We start from the raw sequence: 16,629 nt of genomic DNA, 5'->3' as shown, positions 1-16,629 counted from the left end.
AATAGTGTCACAAGGTTGGCACCAGTGCGGCGCGATGCTTCACATTTGGTGAGCGAACGCTTACATTGCGTCGTCCGGGACGGCACCGCGGCAACGAGTCCGGCTCATTTGCCAGACCGCGCCGCAGTGCCAAGTCACTATGAAACAGGGGAATTTTCGCGGACGGCGACGCGTTTCGCCGCCCGGACTGGGCCACCCGTGAAGGGCAAGGCTCCTGCGGGGCGGGGCATGAAGGGCGTCGGCGGGCAGCGATCATAGACGGATCATGTTGAGACAGCTCTTCGCGCCGCAGCTCGTCATTCTTTACGTGCTGGTGGCCTCTACGCTCTACGTCCACTTCCGCGGCAAGCATCGGTTGCGCTTCGCTCGCCAGCTCGGCGATCACTCGACCTACCTCGCGCCCTACAATGTGCTGATGTATGCCGGCTCCGCCGTGCCCAACACGCCGGTGATTCCGGTCGAGCAGTTTCCCGAGCTCAAGAAGCTCTCCGACAATTGGGAGACGATCCGCGACGAGGCCACGCGCCTGTTCGACGAAGGCTTCATCCGTGCCGCGGCCAAGAACAACGACTGGGGCTTCTACTCCTTCTTCAAGAGCGGCTGGAAGCGCTTCTATCTGAAATGGTACGACGACTTCCTGCCGTCGGCGCGGACGCTGTGCCCGAAGACGGTGGAGCTGCTCAACTCGATTCCGAACGTGCATGGCGCGATGTTCGCGATGCTGCCGCCGGGCGGTAAGCTCGGGGCGCACCGCGATCCCTTCGCCGGCTCGCTGCGCTATCACCTCGGCCTCGTGACGCCGAACTCGAACCAGTGCCGCATCCTCGTCGACGGCGTCGAATGCGTCTGGCGCGACGGCGAGGCCTTCATGTTCGACGAAACCTTCATCCACAGCGCCGAGAACAAGACCGACGTCAACCGCATCATCCTGTTCTGCGACGTCGAGCGCCCGATGAAGTTCGGCTTCATGACGGCGATGAACCGCTGGGTCAGCCACAACATCGTCAAGGCGTCGGCGACCCAGAACGTTGACGGCGAGCACGTCGGCGCGCTGAACAAGGTGTTCGGCAAGCTCTACGAGATCCATCTCGCCAGCCGCAAGGTGAAGGAGTGGAATCGGAACGTGTATTACACGCTCAAATATTCCGCGACCGCGCTGATCCTCGGCCTGATCGTGATGTCGGCGCTGCACTGACCGCGGCGGCGTTGCCGCGTTGGAAGCAAAAGCCCCGAAGCATGCTCCGGGGCTTTTTGTCTGGGACGAGAGCTGTGAGGCGGAACAGCGTCAGTCGCGCTCGAAAACCTTGGCGCCAGGGTAGATTCGCCTGGCATAGGCGACGACCCACTCCCTGTCCTGGGTCTCCAGGAACGGAGTTCGGATCTTGCACGACCCGACGATCAGGTGCCACAGGCCGTTCAGCTTCTGAATGTTGACGATCATCTGAGTGGTCCTCGAAACCCGCGTTCCAGTCGACACCTGCCACACGTGACAGTCTTGCGATTGACGGCTCGGAGCAGTGATCCTGATCACGTTGGAGTAGCCGCGAGTGTAAAAATCTTTCGCCATCGCTCAACTGTACGGGCGTAAGCACGGGCCATCACAAGGAATCAGGCGGGCTATACCAAGGTATGTTGGTGTCGGTCAGGAGGTGCAGCCGCAGCGTCGGGGCCGTTCAACTTTGCGCGGCGGCGCGCCTTCGTGCTCCGATCCGTTACATGGGCGTGATAACGTCCCATCTGGCGTTTCGCATTGAGGGGACCTTGCCATGTCGGAGTCATCAGGAGCTTTTGCGACCACTGCGCTGAGCGGCTACGAGCTGCTGGCCGATCCGCAGCTGAACAAGGGCACAGCGTTCTCCGAGGCCGAGCGCGAGGCGTTCGACCTGCATGGCCTGTTGCCGCCCAATATCCTGACGCTGGACGAGCAGGTCTCGCGCCGCCTCGAGGCGCTGCGCGGTTTTGAGACCGACATCGAGCGTTATGCCTTTCTGCGCGAGCTGCAGGACACCAACGAGACGCTGTTCTACGCGCTCCTGGTCGGCAACCTGGAAGAGCTGTTGCCGATCGTCTACACGCCGACCGTCGGCGAGGGCTGCCAAAAATTCAGTCGGCTGTTCCGCAAGCCGCGCGGGCTGTTCCTCAGCATCCCACATCAGCACCGGATCGACCGCATTTTCGCCCATCCGCGCTTCGATCACGTCGAGGCGATCGTGGTGACCGACGGCGAGCGCATCCTCGGCCTCGGCGACCAGGGCGCCGGCGGCATGGGCATCCCGATCGGCAAGCTCGCGCTCTATACCGGCTGCGGCGGCCTGCATCCGGCGACGACGCTGCCGATCATGCTCGACGTCGGCACCGACAATCCCGATTGCCTCGCCGATCCGCTCTATGTCGGCTGGCGCAACGAGCGCGTCCGCGGCCAGGCCTATGACGACTTCATCGAGGCTTTCGTCGCGGCGGTGGTGAAGCGCTGGCCGCGCGTCCTGCTGCAGTGGGAGGATTTCGCCAAGAACAACGCGACGCGCATGCTCGAGCGCTATCGCGACCGGCTCCTGACCTTCAACGACGACATTCAGTGGCACCGCGGCGGTGGCGACCGGCGCCTTGCTCTCCGCGATCAACGTCACCGGCGTGCCGCTCACCGAGCAGCGCGTCGCCGTGCTGGGCGCAGGCTCGGCCGGCTGCGGCATCGCCAGCCTGATCCGGGCCGCGATGGTCGATGCCGGCCTGTCGGAGAGCGAGGCGGCGAAGCGCTTCTTCATGGTTGACCGCGACGGGCTGCTGCTCGAGGGTATGAGCGGGCTCGCCCCGTTCCAGCTTCCGTTCGTGCAGGACAGGCAGGCGATCGCGGGCTGGCAGCTCAGCCATCCCGACAAGATCGCGCTGCTCGACGTCGTGCGCAACGCGAGGCCGACGGTGCTGATCGGCGTCTCCGGGCAGGCCGGCGCGTTCTCCGAACCGATCGTCCGCGCGATGGCCGAGTGCAACAAGCGGCCGGTGATCTTCCCGCTGTCCAACCCGACCTCGCGCGAGGAGGCGACGCCGGTCGATATCGAGGCGTGGACCGAGGGGCGGGCGTTGATCGGTGTCGGCAGCCCGTTCCCGCCGATCATGCGCGACGGCGCGCGCTTCAAGGTCGACCAGACCAACAACTCCTACATCTTCCCGGGGGTCGGCGTCGGCGCGCTCGCGGTCGGTGCCAGCCGGGTCAGCGACGGCATGTTCATGGCCGCCGCCAAGGCGCTGGCCAGCGTCTCGCCGGCGCGCGACAACCCGAAGCACAATCTGCTGCCGCCGGTCAGCGCGTTGCGCGACGTCTCGCAGACCGTGGCGCTTGCGGTCGCGCTGCAGGCGCACAAGGAGGGATTGGCGAGCAACGTTCCGATCGACCAGGTCGAGGCGCGGATTCACGCCAAGGTCTGGACGCCGCGCTACGTGCCGTACCGCCGCAGCGATCGGGCTTAGAGCTCGGCGCGTCGGCGCGGCGCGATCCTCCGGGCCGCGCGCGGCCCCGCATCGATTTTACGACCATCATGATCGGGTCAGGATGGGCTCGACCTCGCTTACGCCTTCTCAACGGGCTTGACCGAAGTAAGAATTTTCTTCAATCTTGGTATGCCAAATGCCAGTGGCGGTCCTTCGGGGATTTGGACGTCGCGGTGTCCGCAGCCCGCGATCGCACAACATCGACACAACGAGGAAACGGGGAGGGAAGTCGAATGGCCAATCTTGGCGTGTCGCGCAGGGAGTTGCTGGTCGGGTCCATGCTTACGGCGGTCGCCGCGGCGGCGCCGCGACCGCTCTGGGCCCTCGACAATACGGGTGCGCTGGCGCGATCGAAGACCGGCATGGTGACGAGCCCGCACGAGCTCGCCACGCAAGCGGGGCTCGAGGTGCTGCGCAAGGGCGGCAATGCGATCGAGGCGGTCATCGCCATCGGTGCCACGCTGTGCGTGACCTATCCGCATTTCAGCGGCCTCGGCGGCGACAGCTTCATGGTGATCAGTGACCGCAAGGGAAATGTCCGGACGCTGTCCGGCGCAGGTCAGGCCGCGCTCAACCTGCCGAACTACAGCGGCTCGGTCCCGATCCGGGGGCCGGGGTCGGCGCTGACCGCGGCCACGACCGTCGACGTCTGGGACCAGGCGTTCGATTTCAGCCGCAAGTCCTGGGCCGGAAAGCAAAGCTGGGCGTCGCTGTTCGCGCGCCCGATCGAATACGCCAGCAAGGGCTTCCCGGTCACACCGTCGCAGCGCTTCTGGCAGGACATGGAAGCGAAGAACCTGAAGGACTGGCCCGACATCCAGCGCATCTTCATGCCCGCCGGCAGGATGCCTGAAATCGGCGAGCCGCTGGTTCAGGCCGAGCTCGCGAAATCACTGGAGATACTGGCGGCAAATGGCGGGCGTGATTTCTATGAAGGAAAGCTCGCCGCGAGCATAGCGGCCGGACTGAAGCAGATCGGCTCGCCGCTGACCGCCGACGATCTGGCGCGCTGCCGCGCGCGCGACGAGACGCCGTTGCGCGTCGGTTATCGCGGCGGCGAGCTGCTCGGGCTGCGCCCGCCGACGCAGGGTCTCACGACGCTCGAGATCATGGGCATCCTCGACCGCTTCGAGCTTGCGAAATATCCGGAAGGGAGCGCGGACTACTATCACCTGCTGGTCGAAGCGGTGAAGCAAGCCTTCATCGACCGCGGTCGCTACATCGGCGATCCGGAATTCGTCGACGTCCCGGTCAATCAGCTGCTCTCGGCGAGCTACCTCGACGCGCGCGCGAAGGCGATTGACGTGGCGAAGGCGATGCCGTGGCCGCACGTGTTCAAGAAGGGCGACACGGTTTATCTCGCCGCGATCGACCGGGACGGCAATTGCGTCAGCATGCTGCAAACCGTCTACTACGATTGGGGAAGCGGCATGGTGGCCGGCGACACCGGCATCATCTGGCACAACCGCGGTGCCTCGTTCAACCTCGACCCGGCCAGCCCCAACTGCCTCAAGCCAGGCAAGCGGCCGTTCCACACGCTCAATCCGGGGATCTATCTCAAGAGCGGACGGCCGCATCTGCTGTACGGCACGCAGGGAGCCGACGGCCAGCCGCAGACGCTCGCGGCGGTGCTGACCAGGCTGATCGACTACAACATGGATCCGCTCACCGCGCTGTCGCGGCCGCGCTTCCTGCTCGGCAAGACGTTCTCCGATGCGCGCGACAGCTTGAAGCTGGAGAAGGATGCCGGTGAAGAGGTGTTCAAGGCGCTCGCCGGGCGCGGCCACGAAATCAGTCCGATACCAGCCCAGAGCCCGCTCGCAGGACATCCGGGTGCGATCCGGATCGACGCTGACGGAAGCATCACCGGGGCGCATGATCCACGCAGCGACGGGCGGGCGCTCGGGCTGTCATGAGACGAAGCGCGGTGGATTGACGGAGCCGCCCGGCGGCTGCCGGGCGCATCCGGCAGCCATATGCGAAGCATGGTCCGCCGGTGGGCGAGCGGTGGCGGACGACGCCCTCGACGCGTTGCGATCTGTCGCTCGCCATGGCCGACTGAAGGCCGACTAAAGTTCAAGCGTCGATGGTCCGTTCCGGTGGAACTTTCCGGCGCGCCTTATCGTTTGTACTCAAACAAACCACAGTCAATATCCGTCCGGGGGCCTGTGCGAGGGAGACACCCCCATGGCAAGATTTGGCCCAATGCTTGGTCTGACCCCCGGCCTCGACGCCAACCGGCTCACACCATCCGAGCATCAGCTGCAGATGCGCCGTGCGGTGATCGCCTCCACCGTCGGGACCGCGATCGAGTGGTATGACTTCTTTCTCTACAGCACCGTCACCGGCCTGGTGTTCGCAAAACTGTTCTTTCCGCATTCCGATCCCTGGGTCGGCACGCTCGAGGCCTTCGCCATCTATGCGGTCGGCTTCGTCGCGCGGCCGATCGGGGCTGCGATCTTCGGGCACTATGGCGACCGCATCGGCCGCAAGTCGACGCTGATCGCGACGCTGCTGTTGATGGGACTGGCGACCGCGGCGGTCGCATTGGTGCCGACCTATTCCAGCATCGGCATCTGGGGTGCGGTGATCCTGACCGTGTTGCGCTTCATCCAGGGCGTCGGCGTCGGCGGCGAATGGGGCGGCTCGGTGCTGATGTCGATGGAATGGGCGCGCAACGATCGCTCCCGCGGCCTGATCGCGTCATGGCCGCAATTCGGCGTGCCCTGCGGACTGTTCCTCGCCAATCTCGCGGTGCTGGCTTTCAGCCAGATGTCGGGCGACCAGTTCCTGTCGTGGGGCTGGCGCATTCCGTTCGCGCTCAGCATCGTCCTGGTCGGTGTCGGCCTCTACATCCGGCTCGGCATTCTGGAAACGCCTGTGTTCAGCAAGCTGCTGGCCGAGCGTCAGCTCGACCGCACGCCGATGCTGACGGTGATCCGCGATCATCCGAAGGAGATCCTGCTGTCCGCCTTCGCGCGGATGTCCGAGCAGGCGCCGTTCTACATCTTCACCGCCTTCGTGTTCTCCTACGGCGTCGGAACGCTGCACGTGTCGCGTGACTTCCTGCTGACCGCGGTGCTCGCGGCCTCGGTGCTGTCGTTCGTCTCGATTCCGCTGTGCGGGCACATCTCCGATCAGATCGGCCGCAAGAACATGTACATGATCGGCGCTGCCGTGACCGGCGTGTTCGGCTTCATCTATTTCGCGATGCTTAACACCGGATCGGAAACGATCATCTTCCTTGCGATCTTCCTGTCGCTGATTCCGCACGACATGCAGTACGGCCCGCAGGCGGCCCTGATCGCAGAGAGCTTTACTGGTCGCCTGCGCTACAGCGGCGCCTCGCTCGGCTATCAGCTTGCTTCCGTGATCGCCGGCGGTCCGGCACCGCTGATCGCGACCTGGCTGTTCGGCACGTTCCATTCGGCGACCGCGATCGCGGCCTATATCGCGGCTTGCGCAATCATCACGCTGGTCGCGACCGCGATGATGACCGACTACACGGGCAGGGACATCAATGCGCCCGAGGCGCATCAGCAGCGGGTTTGAGTAGCAAGGGAGCAATCGATGATGAAGTGGCGAAAAGAATCCGCGCTCGATCTCTATAACCTCATCGCAGCGATTTTCCTGCTCGCTGCGCTGTGGCTGTTCGTGCGGGCCAATCCGACGGCGGCGATCGATCTCAGGATCAGCGGCGCGGCGATCGCGATCATGTCGCTGGCGGCGATCGTCGTTCTCGATCTGGGAAGAATGGATCAACCTGGTCGTCGGATGCTGGCTGATCGTCTCGCCCTGGCTGCTCGGCTTCACGCATACCCGCGCGATGCATTTTGCCATCGCCGCCGGCGCGGTGGTGGCATTCATGGCGCTGCTCGAGCTGTGGCTCGAATACGAGAAGACGCATTTCGGCCCGGCGGCGCCGCAGGCCGCCGAAAGGCAGTAGGATCCGCCGCCGGCGAGACCGAGGGGTGTGGCTCCTTGTCTTTGAGCATGACCTCCTCGGAAAACCGCTTCGCGCTTTTCCGGATCATGCTCTAGCAGCCGCGGCAAATCCCCTTGATCTTGCGGTCGACGATCGCGTCCTCCTGATCGATGATCTGCTGCGATGTCGATGTCGTCGCCGGAATATCGGCGGCGCGCGGCTGGCGATGGCCGACCGGCGCCGACCACGGCCTGCTCGCGGTTTCGTTTGACGCGTAGGCGCGGGGCTGCTGGACCGCCGCCTGTGCGAAGCAAGCGGTCGCCATTGCCGCGGACATAATCGCAGCCAAGCCCAATCGTACGCCGGGTCGTTGAAGATCGATCATGAAAACCTCCATATCGTCGTCGCCGCGTTTTGCGCGCGGCCTTGATGACATGGAGTGCCCCGGTCGCTCCGGTATTCCCCGCTCCATCCGATGTGATCGGGCGCTCGCGGCGCGGTGATCGCGCGTGATGAAATAATTTCCGGGCGCGCGCGGTCCTGAACACAGGAGCCGAGCTAGGTCGGCTTCACCCACCGTACGGAGAAATCCCATGACCAAATTGACCCTCGCGGCGCTTGCGCTGGTTGCCGCAGCCGCCTGTTCGGCGCAGGCGTCGGCCGCCGGCAACAACGCTGCGGTGCGGCGCGCCAATGCTTCGATGACGACAACGACGGCCAGCAGCAAGACCACCGATTGCGTGCGCGCGCCGAAGGTTGGATCGTTCGCGACCGCTCCCTTCACCGAGCCGCCCTGCATGCCCGGCACGATGCGCTGATGGCGCACAGCAAAAAGCCCCGGACCTGAGGTCCGGGGCTTTGGGCCTTGCCTCGTTCCTGAGGCGGTTATTCCGGCTTGCCGATCGTCACCGCGAGCTTGCCGACGCCGTCGACACCGCATTCGAGCTTGTCGCCCACTTGCAGCTGCGAGACGCCCGCGGGCGTGCCGGTCATGATGATGTCGCCGGCGGCGAGCTTCACCTGCTGCGAGAGCTGCCAGATGATTTCAGGCACGTTCCAGATCAGCTCGGTGAGGTCGCCCTTCTGGGCTTCCTTGCCGTTGACGGTGAGCCAGATCTTGCCCGCGGTCGGGTGGCCGATCTTCGCGGCCGGCTGGATCGCCGAGCACGGCGCGGAATAGTCGAACGACTTGCCGATCTCCCAGGGCCGCTCCTTCTTGCGCGAGGCGATCTGCAGGTCGCGGCGGGTCAGGTCGATGCCGACGGCATAGCCGTAGACATGCTCGAGCGCTTTGTCGGCGGGAATGTTCAGCCCGCCGCTCTTCATCGCCACCACTAGCTCGACCTCGTGATGCAGGTCCTTGGTCAGCGGCGGATAGGGGATGATCGCGCCATCGGGCACCAGCATGTCGGCATGCTTACCGAAGAAGAACGGCGGCGCGCGCTCGTCATTGCCCATCTCCCTGATATGCTCGAGATAGTTGCGGCCAACGCACCAGATGCGGCGGACCGGATAGGTGCCGGATTCGCCGACGACGGGAAGCGAGGGCTGCGGGGGAAGCGGAATGACGGTGGATGCGGCGTTCATGAACGGGTCCCGGAGGGTTGAAGGAGGGAGCGCGGGCGGTATTTACGCGCTTACGCCGCTCAGGGCTAGTGGCTGCGGCTGCATCCGGCGCAGAGGTGAGGCCAGCTTTCCGCCGAGCGCAGCCGCCTTTGGTCGACAAAGGCGGTGGTGTCCATGAGGAAATGGCTTTCGATCGGCCTGGCGCTGGTCGCCGTGGTCCTGATCGCCGCCGCCGTTCGCTTTTTCACGGTCGTCCCGGAGCGGATCGACCGGGCGCAGAACAGGGTCCAGCGCGTGGCGCTGGATATCACGCCCGCCGCTACGGCCCTGCAGGCGTCGCTCGACGTGGCGGACATGCATGCGGACAGCCTGCTGTGGAAGCGCGACCTGATCGCGCGATCCGATCGCGGCCATATCGACCTGCCGCGCCTGATCGAGGGACACTACGCGCTGCAGGTGTTCTCGTCGGTCACCAAGTCGCCCAAGGGCCAGAACTATGATGCCAACGGCGCCGACACCGACACCATCACGAACCTCGCCATCATCGATCTGCAGCCGACACGGACGTGGTTCTCGTTGCTGCAGCGCTCGCTGTAACATGCAGAGAAATTGCGGAGCTTCGCCGAACAATCCACCGGGCGGCTGCGCCTGATCGCAACGCCGGCCGACCTTGACCGCCTGCTCTTCGACCGCAAGAGCGGCGCGACGGTGGTCGGCGGCATGCTCTCGATCGAGGGTTTGCAGGACATCGAGGGCAACATCGCCAATCTCGACGTGCTCTATGCCGCCGGATTCAGAATGGCCGGTCTCGCTCACTTCTTCGACAATGATGTCGCGGGCTCGATGCACGGCGTCGCAAAGGGCGGACTGACGCCGCTCGGCCGGCAGGTGGTGCAGCGGATGGAGGCGATGGGCATGATCGTCGACCTCGCGCATGCGAGCCACGCGGCGGTCGCCGAGGTGCTGGCGATGGCGACGCGCCCGGTGGTCTCGAGCCATGGCGGCGTTCAGGCGACCTGCAAGGTCAACCGCAACCTCACCGACGACGAAGTCCGGGGTGTCGCGCGGACCGGCGGCGTGGTCGGCATCGGTTTCTGGCAAGGCGCGGTCTGCTCGCTCGATCCGAACAATGTCGCGCGGGCGATCGCCCATGTCCGCGACCTGGTCGGGATCGACCATGTCGGCCTCGGCTCGGATTTCGACGGCTCGACCACCACGGGCTTCGATGCCGGCGGGATCGTCGCCGTGACCCAGGCGCTGATGTCGCGCGGGTTCTCGGAGGACGACATCCGCAAGGTGATGGGTGGCAATGTCCTGCGCGTGCTGCGCGCAGGCATTGCCCGGAGGGGATGACAGGCTCTAGCCGGTGGCGCTGATCGGCGCCAGCGCCAGCGGCGACGGGTCGTGGTGGTGCTGCAGGCGGAAGAACGAGGCGTAGCGGCCGCCGCGGCGCAGCAGCTCCTCGTGCCGTCCGCGCTCGACGATCTCGCCGCCCTCGACCACCAGGATCGCATCGGCATGCATGATGGTGTGCAGGCGGTGCGCAATCACGATTGTGGTGCGGCCCTGGCAGAGATGCTCGATCGCTTCCTGCACCTGCTTCTCGGACTCCGAGTCGAGCGCGGCGGTGGCCTCGTCGAGCAGGATGATCGGCGCGTTCTTGATCAGCGCGCGGGCGACCGCGATGCGCTGGCGTTGCCCGCCGGACAGCTGGGTGCCGTGCTCGCCGACCGGCGTGTCGTAGCCGAGCGGGAAGCTCATGATGAAGTCGTGCGCGCAGGCGGCCTTGGCGGCGTCGACGATCTCTTGCTCGGTGGCGCCCTGCTTGCCGAAGGCGATGTTGGCGCGGATGGTATCGCGGAACAGATAGACGTCCTGTCCGACATAGGCGGTCTGCTGCCGCAGCGACTTGCGCGATACTGACGAGATCGGCTGTCCGTCGATCAGGATGTCGCCCTCGCGCGTCTCGTAGAAACGAAGCAGCAAGGCCAGCACGGTGGATTTGCCGCCGCCGGAGGGGCCGACCAGCGCGGTCACCTTGCCAGGCTCGGCCACGAAGCTCATGCGGTTCAGCACCGGCTCGCCCGGCCGATAGGCGAAGCTGACGTCGCGCAGTTCGATCTGCGCCTCGGAGAGTTTCAGCGCAGGCTTGCCGTCATCGGACTGTTCGCTCGCCGGGCTATCGACCACCTCGAGCAGCATCCGCGCGCCGACCAGCTGGCTGTTGAGGTCGATGTTGAGCCGCGCCAGCCGCTTGGCCGGCTCGGTCGCCATCAGGAAGGCGGTCAGGAACGTGAAGAACTGGCCCGGCGTGGAACCGAGCGCCACCACGCTGTAGCCGCCATACATCAGGCAGCCGGCGACCGCGAAGCCGCCGAGCATTTCCATCAGCGGATTGGAACGGTTGGCGACGCGTGCCATCTTGTTGGCATTGCTCTCGACGGTTGCGATGTGCTCGTCGATCCGCTGCTGCATGGTGCCTTCCAGCGTGAACGCCTTCACGGTGCGGATGCCCTGCAGCGATTCCTGCATCGTCTCCATGATGTCGGCGGTGCCGGTGAACTGGTTGTAGGCGAGCCCCTTGATCCGCTTCACCAGCCTGCGCAGCATCAGCATCGCCGGCGGCACTGCCACGAGCCCGATGAACGACATCAGCGGGTCCTGCCAGACCATGACGGCGACCATGCTGATCAGCATCAGGAAGTCGCGGCCGATCGCATTGACCAGCATGTTGAGTACGTCGGTGATTGACTTGGCGCCGGCGGTCAGCCGCGCCAGGAATTCCGACGAGTGCCGTTGCGAGAAGAAGCCGATGCTCTCGCTCATCAGCTTGGCGAACAGTTGCCGCTGGTTGCTGGCGAGGATGGCGTTGGAGATCTTGTTCAGGATCACCATGTGGCCGTAGGTCGCCACGCCCTTGATGAACAGCAGCACCACCGTGATCCCGGCGAACATCGCGATGCCGGGGATGTTCTTGTCGACATAGGCCTGGTTGATCACCTGGCCGAGCACGTAGGTGGCGCCGGCCGTCGAGCCGGCAGCAACGGCCATCAGGGCGAACGCTGTCAGATAGCGCCGCCAATAGGTAATCCCTTGTTCCATGACCAGGCGGCGAATCAGGATCGCCGCGCCATAGGGATCGTCGGTGATTTTCTTTGGAAACTGGGCCATCCGCGTTCCATTGACGGCGGGCAGCGCCGGCCGTCAGGGTTGCGGGACCTCCTTGCCCGCTTGGCGGGGCTTTTTCAAGTACAATAACTGCTTGATAACGGTTTGTTTTTTAGGCCGATTCCGCCTGTCGCGCGGAGCCGGCGCGCTCCCGGAACAGCTTCTCCTCCCAGGCCAGTGCGTGGCTCGCGATGGTCTCGAGATCATCGTAGCGCGGCGTCCAGTCGAGCAGTGAGCGGATCCTTGTCGTGTCGGCCACCATGGTCATGATGTCGCCGGGCCGGCGCGCGGCGTAGGCGACCGCGAAATTGCGCATCGAGACCCGGCGCACCGCCTCGATGGTTTCGAGCACGGAATAGCCGCGGCCATAACCGCAATTCATCGTCACCGATTGCCCGCCGGCGCGCAGATAGGACAGCGCCGAGCGATGCGCCTCGACGAGGTCGCTGACATGGATGAAATCCCTGATACAGCTGCCGTCCTGGGTCGGATAGTCGGTGCCGAACACGTCGATCTTGGCGCGCTGGCCGGTCGCGGCCTCGACCGCGATCTTGAGCAGATGGGTGGCGCCGATGGTGGCAAGGCCGACGCGGCCCTTCGGGTCGGCGCCGGCGACGTTGAAGTAGCGCAGCACGACGTAGCTCATGCCATGAGCGGACGCGACGTCGTGCAGCATGATCTCGGTCATCAGCTTCGACGAGCCGTAGGGCGACAGCGGACGCGTCGATGCGATCTCCGGCACCGGCACCTGGTCCGGATTGCCGTAGACGGCCGCGGTCGAGGAGAAGATGAAGCGGCCGACGCCGCCCTTCACCGCCGCGTTGAGCAGGCTGCGGGTCGTCATGGTGTTGTTGCGGTAGTAGCCGAGCGGATCGCGCATCGAGTCCGGCACCACGACGGAGCCCGCGAAATGGATGATGCTGTCGATGCCGTGCTGGGCGATCACGCCCTCGACGAGATTTTCGTCGCCGGCATCGCCGATGAACAGCGGCACGCCTTCGGGCAGGAACGCGGAGAAGCCGGTGGAAAGGTTGTCGATCACGACGACGCTCTCGCCGGCATCGACCAGCGCATGAACCATGTGACTTCCGATATAGCCGGCGCCGCCGGTCACGAGCACGGTCATGGATAGAGCTCTCCCGATGTTCTTTAACCGGTGATGCTAGCGGGAGTGCGGTGAAGAGGGGGTTTCGCCGCGGCCGAACTGGCCACTATGCTTAATGTTGCGTATAGGAACTGGCACGAAACGGAGACTTGAGTGCCGATCGAGAACACATCTGCCGGCGAGCTCGAGCTCATCGTGCCCAATCTGCACCGACGCTATTCGGGTGTTACCGCGACCAACCGCATGGTCGCGCCGAAGCTCGCCAAAATGTTTCGCGCAGCCTGGCTCGGCCCGCATCGGCCCGACGGCATCGACGCGATCGGATTTGCCGATCTCCTGCACCTGTGGCGGCGCGCATCGCCGCTGATCTGGCATGCGCGGCGCAACGACGAGATGATCGTCGGGCTCGCGCTGCGCGCGCTCGGTTGGCCGCTGAAACTGATCTTCACCTCGGCCGCGCAGCGCCATCACACCTGGCTGACGCGCTGGCTGATCCGCAACATGGATGCGATCATCGCCACCAGTCCGCTGTCGGCCTCCTATCTGAAGCGTGACGCGACAGTGGTGATGCACGGCGTCGACACCGATCGTTATGCGCCGCCGGCCGATCGCGCGGCAGCCTTCGCCGAGAGCGGACTGCCGGGACGCTATGCGATCGGCTGTTTCGGGCGGGTGCGCGCGCAGAAGGGCAGCGACGTCTTCGTCGAGGCGATGTGCAGGCTGCTGCCGCGCTATCCCGATTTCACCGCCGTCATCGTCGGCGCCGTGGTGCCGGAGCAGCTCGCCTTTGCCAACGAGCTGAAGCGGAAGATCGAGGCCGCCGGCCTGCAATCGCGCATCATCATCACGGGCGAACTGCCCATCGAGGACGTCATGCGCTGGTATCAGCGGCTGACGATCTACGCCTTCACCTCGCGCAATGAAGGTTTCGGCCTGACCCTGATCGAGGCGATGTCTGCGGGCGCGGCGCTGGTGGCAGCGCGCGCGGGCGCCGCCGAGTTCGTCGTCGAGGACGGCGTCACCGGCGTGCTGACGCCGCCTGGCGACGCCGATGCGCTGGTGGCCGCGCTGGAGCCCTTGATGCGCGATCCGGCTGCGGCCGCGGCGATGGGGGCGCGGGCGCGGCAACGAGTTGTGGATAAGTTCAGCCTCGATGCCGAGGCGAACGCGATCGCCAAGGTCTACCGCGCGCTGACCTGAGCCAGCACGCGCTGCGCAATCTCCACGACCTCTTCGGGGGCGATGTCGCGCATGCAGCGATGATCGTTCATGGTGCAGACCGTGCGCTGGCAGGGCTGGCACGACAGCTTGCTTCTGGTCTGTAGCACCGTCGCGGCGAGGCCGTTGAGGGGCGCCCAGAGATAAGGATCGGTCGGGCCGAAGATGCCCATGGTCGGCGTGCCGATTGCGGCGGCGATGTGCATCAGGCCGGAGTCGTTGGTCACAGCGACGCTGGCCGCGGCCATCGCAACGATGCCGTTGCGCAGATCACTGCCGGTGAGGTCGCGGACCCGCGCGCCGCCGACGGCCGCGATCTCCTGCGCCAGCGCCTTCTCGCCGGGGCCGCCGACCACCCAGACGTCGAAGCCATGTTCGGCGAAAAGCCGCGCGGCCTCCGGATAATAGGTCCAGCGTTTCGAGGCGCCGACCGAGCCGGGGCCGAGCGCGATGGCGGGACCGCGGCCGAGGCCGTTAGCCTGCCGCCAGCGTTCGATTTCGTCCGTGGGAACCCGAAGCTGCGGCACCGGCCATTCCGGCGGGCGGGCAGTGCCGTCAGGCAGTGCCAGGATCGCGTTCTTGTCGATGAAGCGCGGCTGCTGCTTTTCACCCCATCGCATCGCGTTGATCAGGCCGAACCGCGCCTCGCCAAAGAAGCCGACCCGTTCCGGGATGCCCGCCAGCGCCGGCGCGAGAGCGGCCTTCCAGGTCCGCGGCAGCACCAGCGCGGTGGCGTAGTTCCGTCGGCGAAGCTCGGCCGCGAGGGCCTGCTGCTGGGCCAGCGCCAGCCGGCTGCGCGGCAGGTCAGACACGATCCCGGCGCGAACATCGGGCATATAATCGACCAAAGGGGCGCAAAGCCTGGACGTCAGAAGGTCGATCGGCCGGTTCGGCCAACGCTTGCGGAGCACCCTGACCACTGTGTGGCCGCGCACGAAATCGCCGATCCAAACATAGGGCACGACGAGGATAGGTCTGGTATCCCCGGTATCCTGTGTTTCGATATCAGATATTGAATCAATATTCATTTCTAAATAGGCCAAGGCCGATCGGGTGCGGCCAAGTCGGTAACCGGTTCGCGATGAGAGGTAAAGCCGTCGTTGCCTGCGACGCGGGAGTGGGGCAAAGCTGACGGCTGCAAAGGAATCTGGCGGGATTTCATCATGTTTCTGGTAACCGGGGGCGCCGGTTTTATCGGATCGAATGTCGTGGCCGCGTTGAACGACGCCGGGCGCAGCGACGTCGCGGTCTGCGATCTGCTTGGGCAGGATGGCAAGTGGCGGAACCTGGCCAAGCGCCAGCTTGCCGATGTCGTTCCGCCGGCCGAGCTTGGCGACTGGCTGAAGGGGCGGCGGCTCACCGCCGTGATCCATCTCGGCGCCATCTCCGAGACCACGGCAACCGACGGCGACCTGGTGATCGAGACCAATTTCCGTCTCTCGATGCGGCTGCTCGACTGGTGCACGGCAAATGCCACGCCGTTCATCTATGCCTCCTCGGCCGCGACCTATGGCGACGGCGAACAGGGGTTTGACGATGACGCATCGGTCGAGGCGCTGAAGCGGCTGCGGCCGATGAACCTGTACGGCTGGAGCAAGAACCTGTTCGACCTTGTGGTCGCCGAGCGCGCGGCGAAGGGCGCGCCTTTGCCGCCGCAATGGGCCGGGCTGAAATTCTTCAACGTGTTCGGCCCCAATGAATATCACAAGGGCCCGATGATGAGCGTGCTCGCGCGCCGCTTCGACGACATCAAGGCGGGTCGCGTCGTGCAGCTGTTCAAGTCGCATCGCGAGGGCATCGCCGACGGCGATCAGCGCCGCGACTTCATCTATGTCGACGACGTCGTGCGGGTGATGATGTGGCTGATCGCGACGCCGCGGGTCTCCGGGCTGTTCAATGTCGGTACCGGCAAGGCGCGCAGCTTCAAGGACCTGATCGTCTCGGCCTATGGCGCGCTCGGGCTGGAGCCGAACATCCAGTATGTCGACATGCCCGAGCAGATTCGCGGCAGCTACCAGTACTTCACCCAGAGCGTAGTCGATCGTCTCGGGCGCGCCGGATACAATGGCGGTTTCACCCGCCTGGAAGACGCAGTCGGGGCCTATGTGAAGGGCTTTCTCGATCGCGCGGATCGCTATCGCTAGAGCGGATGACGGTGACT

General features: G+C 65.2%; 15 protein-coding genes and 1 pseudogene. 10 read left to right on the top strand and 6 right to left on the bottom strand.

The features are described from left to right. Window positions 1-265 precede the first annotated feature (265 nt). Window positions 266-1,195 (top strand): aspartyl/asparaginyl beta-hydroxylase domain-containing protein, encoded by a 930-nt coding sequence (locus ACVMDN_RS23370; RefSeq protein WP_141342913.1) that lies wholly within the window; start codon window positions 266-268, stop codon window positions 1,193-1,195. A 90-nt stretch (window positions 1,196-1,285) separates the two neighbouring features. On the opposite strand, the gene ACVMDN_RS23365 is transcribed toward ACVMDN_RS23370, so the two are convergent. Continuing rightward, window positions 1,286-1,441: a hypothetical protein gene (locus ACVMDN_RS23365; RefSeq protein WP_016843659.1), complete on the bottom strand. Its 156-nt coding sequence runs from the start codon at window positions 1,439-1,441 to the stop codon at window positions 1,286-1,288. Between the two features lie 325 nt (window positions 1,442-1,766). On the opposite strand from ACVMDN_RS23365, the pseudogene maeA (ACVMDN_RS23360) reads away from it, so the two are divergent. From maeA (ACVMDN_RS23360) to ACVMDN_RS23340, 5 genes and pseudogenes are all read left to right on the top strand, one after another. Continuing rightward, window positions 1,767-2,516 (top strand): annotated as a pseudogene (maeA, locus tag ACVMDN_RS23360) (oxaloacetate-decarboxylating malate dehydrogenase); the annotation flags it as partial. 73 nt (window positions 2,517-2,589) lie between these two features. Then, window positions 2,590-3,465, top strand: coding sequence for an oxaloacetate-decarboxylating malate dehydrogenase (maeA, locus tag ACVMDN_RS23355; RefSeq protein ID WP_456843653.1), 876 nt, complete (start codon window positions 2,590-2,592; stop codon window positions 3,463-3,465). A gap of 254 nt (window positions 3,466-3,719) precedes the next feature. Beyond that, a complete protein-coding gene (ggt, locus tag ACVMDN_RS23350) occupies window positions 3,720-5,402 on the top strand; it encodes a gamma-glutamyltransferase (protein WP_456834929.1) in 1,683 nt (560 codons plus the stop codon). A gap of 271 nt (window positions 5,403-5,673) precedes the next feature. After that, window positions 5,674-7,038: an MFS transporter gene (locus ACVMDN_RS23345; RefSeq protein ID WP_229191982.1), complete on the top strand. Its 1,365-nt coding sequence runs from the start codon at window positions 5,674-5,676 to the stop codon at window positions 7,036-7,038. An 18-nt stretch (window positions 7,039-7,056) separates the two neighbouring features. Beyond that, window positions 7,057-7,527 (top strand): hypothetical protein, encoded by a 471-nt coding sequence (locus ACVMDN_RS23340; RefSeq protein WP_456834930.1) that lies wholly within the window; start codon window positions 7,057-7,059, stop codon window positions 7,525-7,527. Here ACVMDN_RS23340 and ACVMDN_RS23335 read toward each other — a convergent pair. Continuing rightward, window positions 7,524-8,210, bottom strand: a complete 687-nt coding sequence (locus ACVMDN_RS23335; protein ID WP_456843652.1) for a hypothetical protein — start codon at window positions 8,208-8,210, stop codon at window positions 7,524-7,526. The two genes, ACVMDN_RS23340 and ACVMDN_RS23335, sit on opposite strands and share 4 nt — an antisense overlap. Before the next feature lie 86 nt (window positions 8,211-8,296). Further along, on the bottom strand, window positions 8,297-8,998 hold the full coding sequence (locus ACVMDN_RS23330; protein ID WP_076825777.1) for a fumarylacetoacetate hydrolase family protein: 702 nt from the start codon (window positions 8,996-8,998) through the stop codon (window positions 8,297-8,299). A 153-nt stretch (window positions 8,999-9,151) separates the two neighbouring features. Between ACVMDN_RS23330 and ACVMDN_RS23325 the strand changes: the two genes are divergently transcribed. Both ACVMDN_RS23325 and ACVMDN_RS23320 read left to right on the top strand, forming a co-directional pair. Further along, the gene (locus ACVMDN_RS23325) at window positions 9,152-9,574 is read left to right on the top strand and encodes a hypothetical protein (RefSeq protein ID WP_456834932.1); all 423 of its coding nucleotides are present in this window, start codon (window positions 9,152-9,154) and stop codon (window positions 9,572-9,574) included. 12 nt (window positions 9,575-9,586) lie between these two features. After that, window positions 9,587-10,330, top strand: coding sequence for a dipeptidase (locus tag ACVMDN_RS23320; RefSeq protein WP_456834933.1), 744 nt, complete (start codon window positions 9,587-9,589; stop codon window positions 10,328-10,330). 6 nt (window positions 10,331-10,336) lie between these two features. Here the strand turns inward: ACVMDN_RS23320 and ACVMDN_RS23315 are convergent, their stop codons facing one another. After that, complete coding sequence (locus tag ACVMDN_RS23315; RefSeq protein ID WP_057016717.1) at window positions 10,337-12,148, bottom strand: ABC transporter ATP-binding protein; 1,812 nt, start codon at window positions 12,146-12,148, stop codon at window positions 10,337-10,339. A 109-nt stretch (window positions 12,149-12,257) separates the two neighbouring features. Next, on the bottom strand, window positions 12,258-13,271 hold the full coding sequence (gene galE / locus ACVMDN_RS23310) for a UDP-glucose 4-epimerase GalE (RefSeq protein ID WP_456834934.1): 1,014 nt from the start codon (window positions 13,269-13,271) through the stop codon (window positions 12,258-12,260). Between the two features lie 132 nt (window positions 13,272-13,403). On the opposite strand from galE, the gene ACVMDN_RS23305 reads away from it, so the two are divergent. Beyond that, window positions 13,404-14,450: a glycosyltransferase family 4 protein gene (locus ACVMDN_RS23305; RefSeq protein ID WP_456834935.1), complete on the top strand. Its 1,047-nt coding sequence runs from the start codon at window positions 13,404-13,406 to the stop codon at window positions 14,448-14,450. Here the strand turns inward: ACVMDN_RS23305 and waaF are convergent. Then, a complete protein-coding gene (gene waaF / locus ACVMDN_RS23300) occupies window positions 14,432-15,496 on the bottom strand; it encodes a lipopolysaccharide heptosyltransferase II (RefSeq protein ID WP_456834936.1) in 1,065 nt (354 codons plus the stop codon). The two genes, ACVMDN_RS23305 and waaF, sit on opposite strands and share 19 nt — an antisense overlap. 135 nt (window positions 15,497-15,631) lie before the next feature. Between waaF and rfaD the strand changes: the two genes are divergently transcribed. Next, window positions 15,632-16,612: an ADP-glyceromanno-heptose 6-epimerase gene (gene rfaD, locus ACVMDN_RS23295; RefSeq protein WP_229159032.1), complete on the top strand. Its 981-nt coding sequence runs from the start codon at window positions 15,632-15,634 to the stop codon at window positions 16,610-16,612. Window positions 16,613-16,629 lie beyond the last annotated feature (17 nt).

The organism is Bradyrhizobium sp. USDA 4510 (genome assembly GCF_054059095.1).
The sequence above is the reverse complement of the archived record's forward strand: the minus strand, read 5'-3'. Positions and strand labels throughout refer to the sequence as shown.

Bases quoted from the DNA above. Each gene is read 5' to 3' on its own strand.
- galE (WP_456834934.1), bottom strand. From the start codon at position 13,271: ATGACCGTGCTCGTGACCGGCGGCGCCGGCTATATCGGAAGTCACATG.
- ACVMDN_RS23330 (WP_076825777.1), bottom strand. From the start codon at position 8,998: ATGAACGCCGCATCCACCGTCATTCCGCTTCCCCCGCAGCCCTCGCTT.
- ACVMDN_RS23335 (WP_456843652.1), bottom strand. From the start codon at position 8,210: ATGCAGGGCGGCTCGGTGAAGGGAGCGGTCGCGAACGATCCAACCTTC.
- rfaD (WP_229159032.1), top strand. From the start codon at position 15,632: ATGTTTCTGGTAACCGGGGGCGCCGGTTTTATCGGATCGAATGTCGTG.
- ACVMDN_RS23325 (WP_456834932.1), top strand. From the start codon at position 9,152: ATGAGGAAATGGCTTTCGATCGGCCTGGCGCTGGTCGCCGTGGTCCTG.
- ACVMDN_RS23315 (WP_057016717.1), bottom strand. From the start codon at position 12,148: ATGGCCCAGTTTCCAAAGAAAATCACCGACGATCCCTATGGCGCGGCG.
- ACVMDN_RS23345 (WP_229191982.1), top strand. From the start codon at position 5,674: ATGGCAAGATTTGGCCCAATGCTTGGTCTGACCCCCGGCCTCGACGCC.
- ggt (WP_456834929.1), top strand. From the start codon at position 3,720: ATGGCCAATCTTGGCGTGTCGCGCAGGGAGTTGCTGGTCGGGTCCATG.
- ACVMDN_RS23365 (WP_016843659.1), bottom strand. From the start codon at position 1,441: ATGATCGTCAACATTCAGAAGCTGAACGGCCTGTGGCACCTGATCGTC.
- ACVMDN_RS23370 (WP_141342913.1), top strand. From the start codon at position 266: ATGTTGAGACAGCTCTTCGCGCCGCAGCTCGTCATTCTTTACGTGCTG.
- waaF (WP_456834936.1), bottom strand. From the start codon at position 15,496: ATGAATATTGATTCAATATCTGATATCGAAACACAGGATACCGGGGAT.
- ACVMDN_RS23340 (WP_456834930.1), top strand. From the start codon at position 7,057: ATGATGAAGTGGCGAAAAGAATCCGCGCTCGATCTCTATAACCTCATC.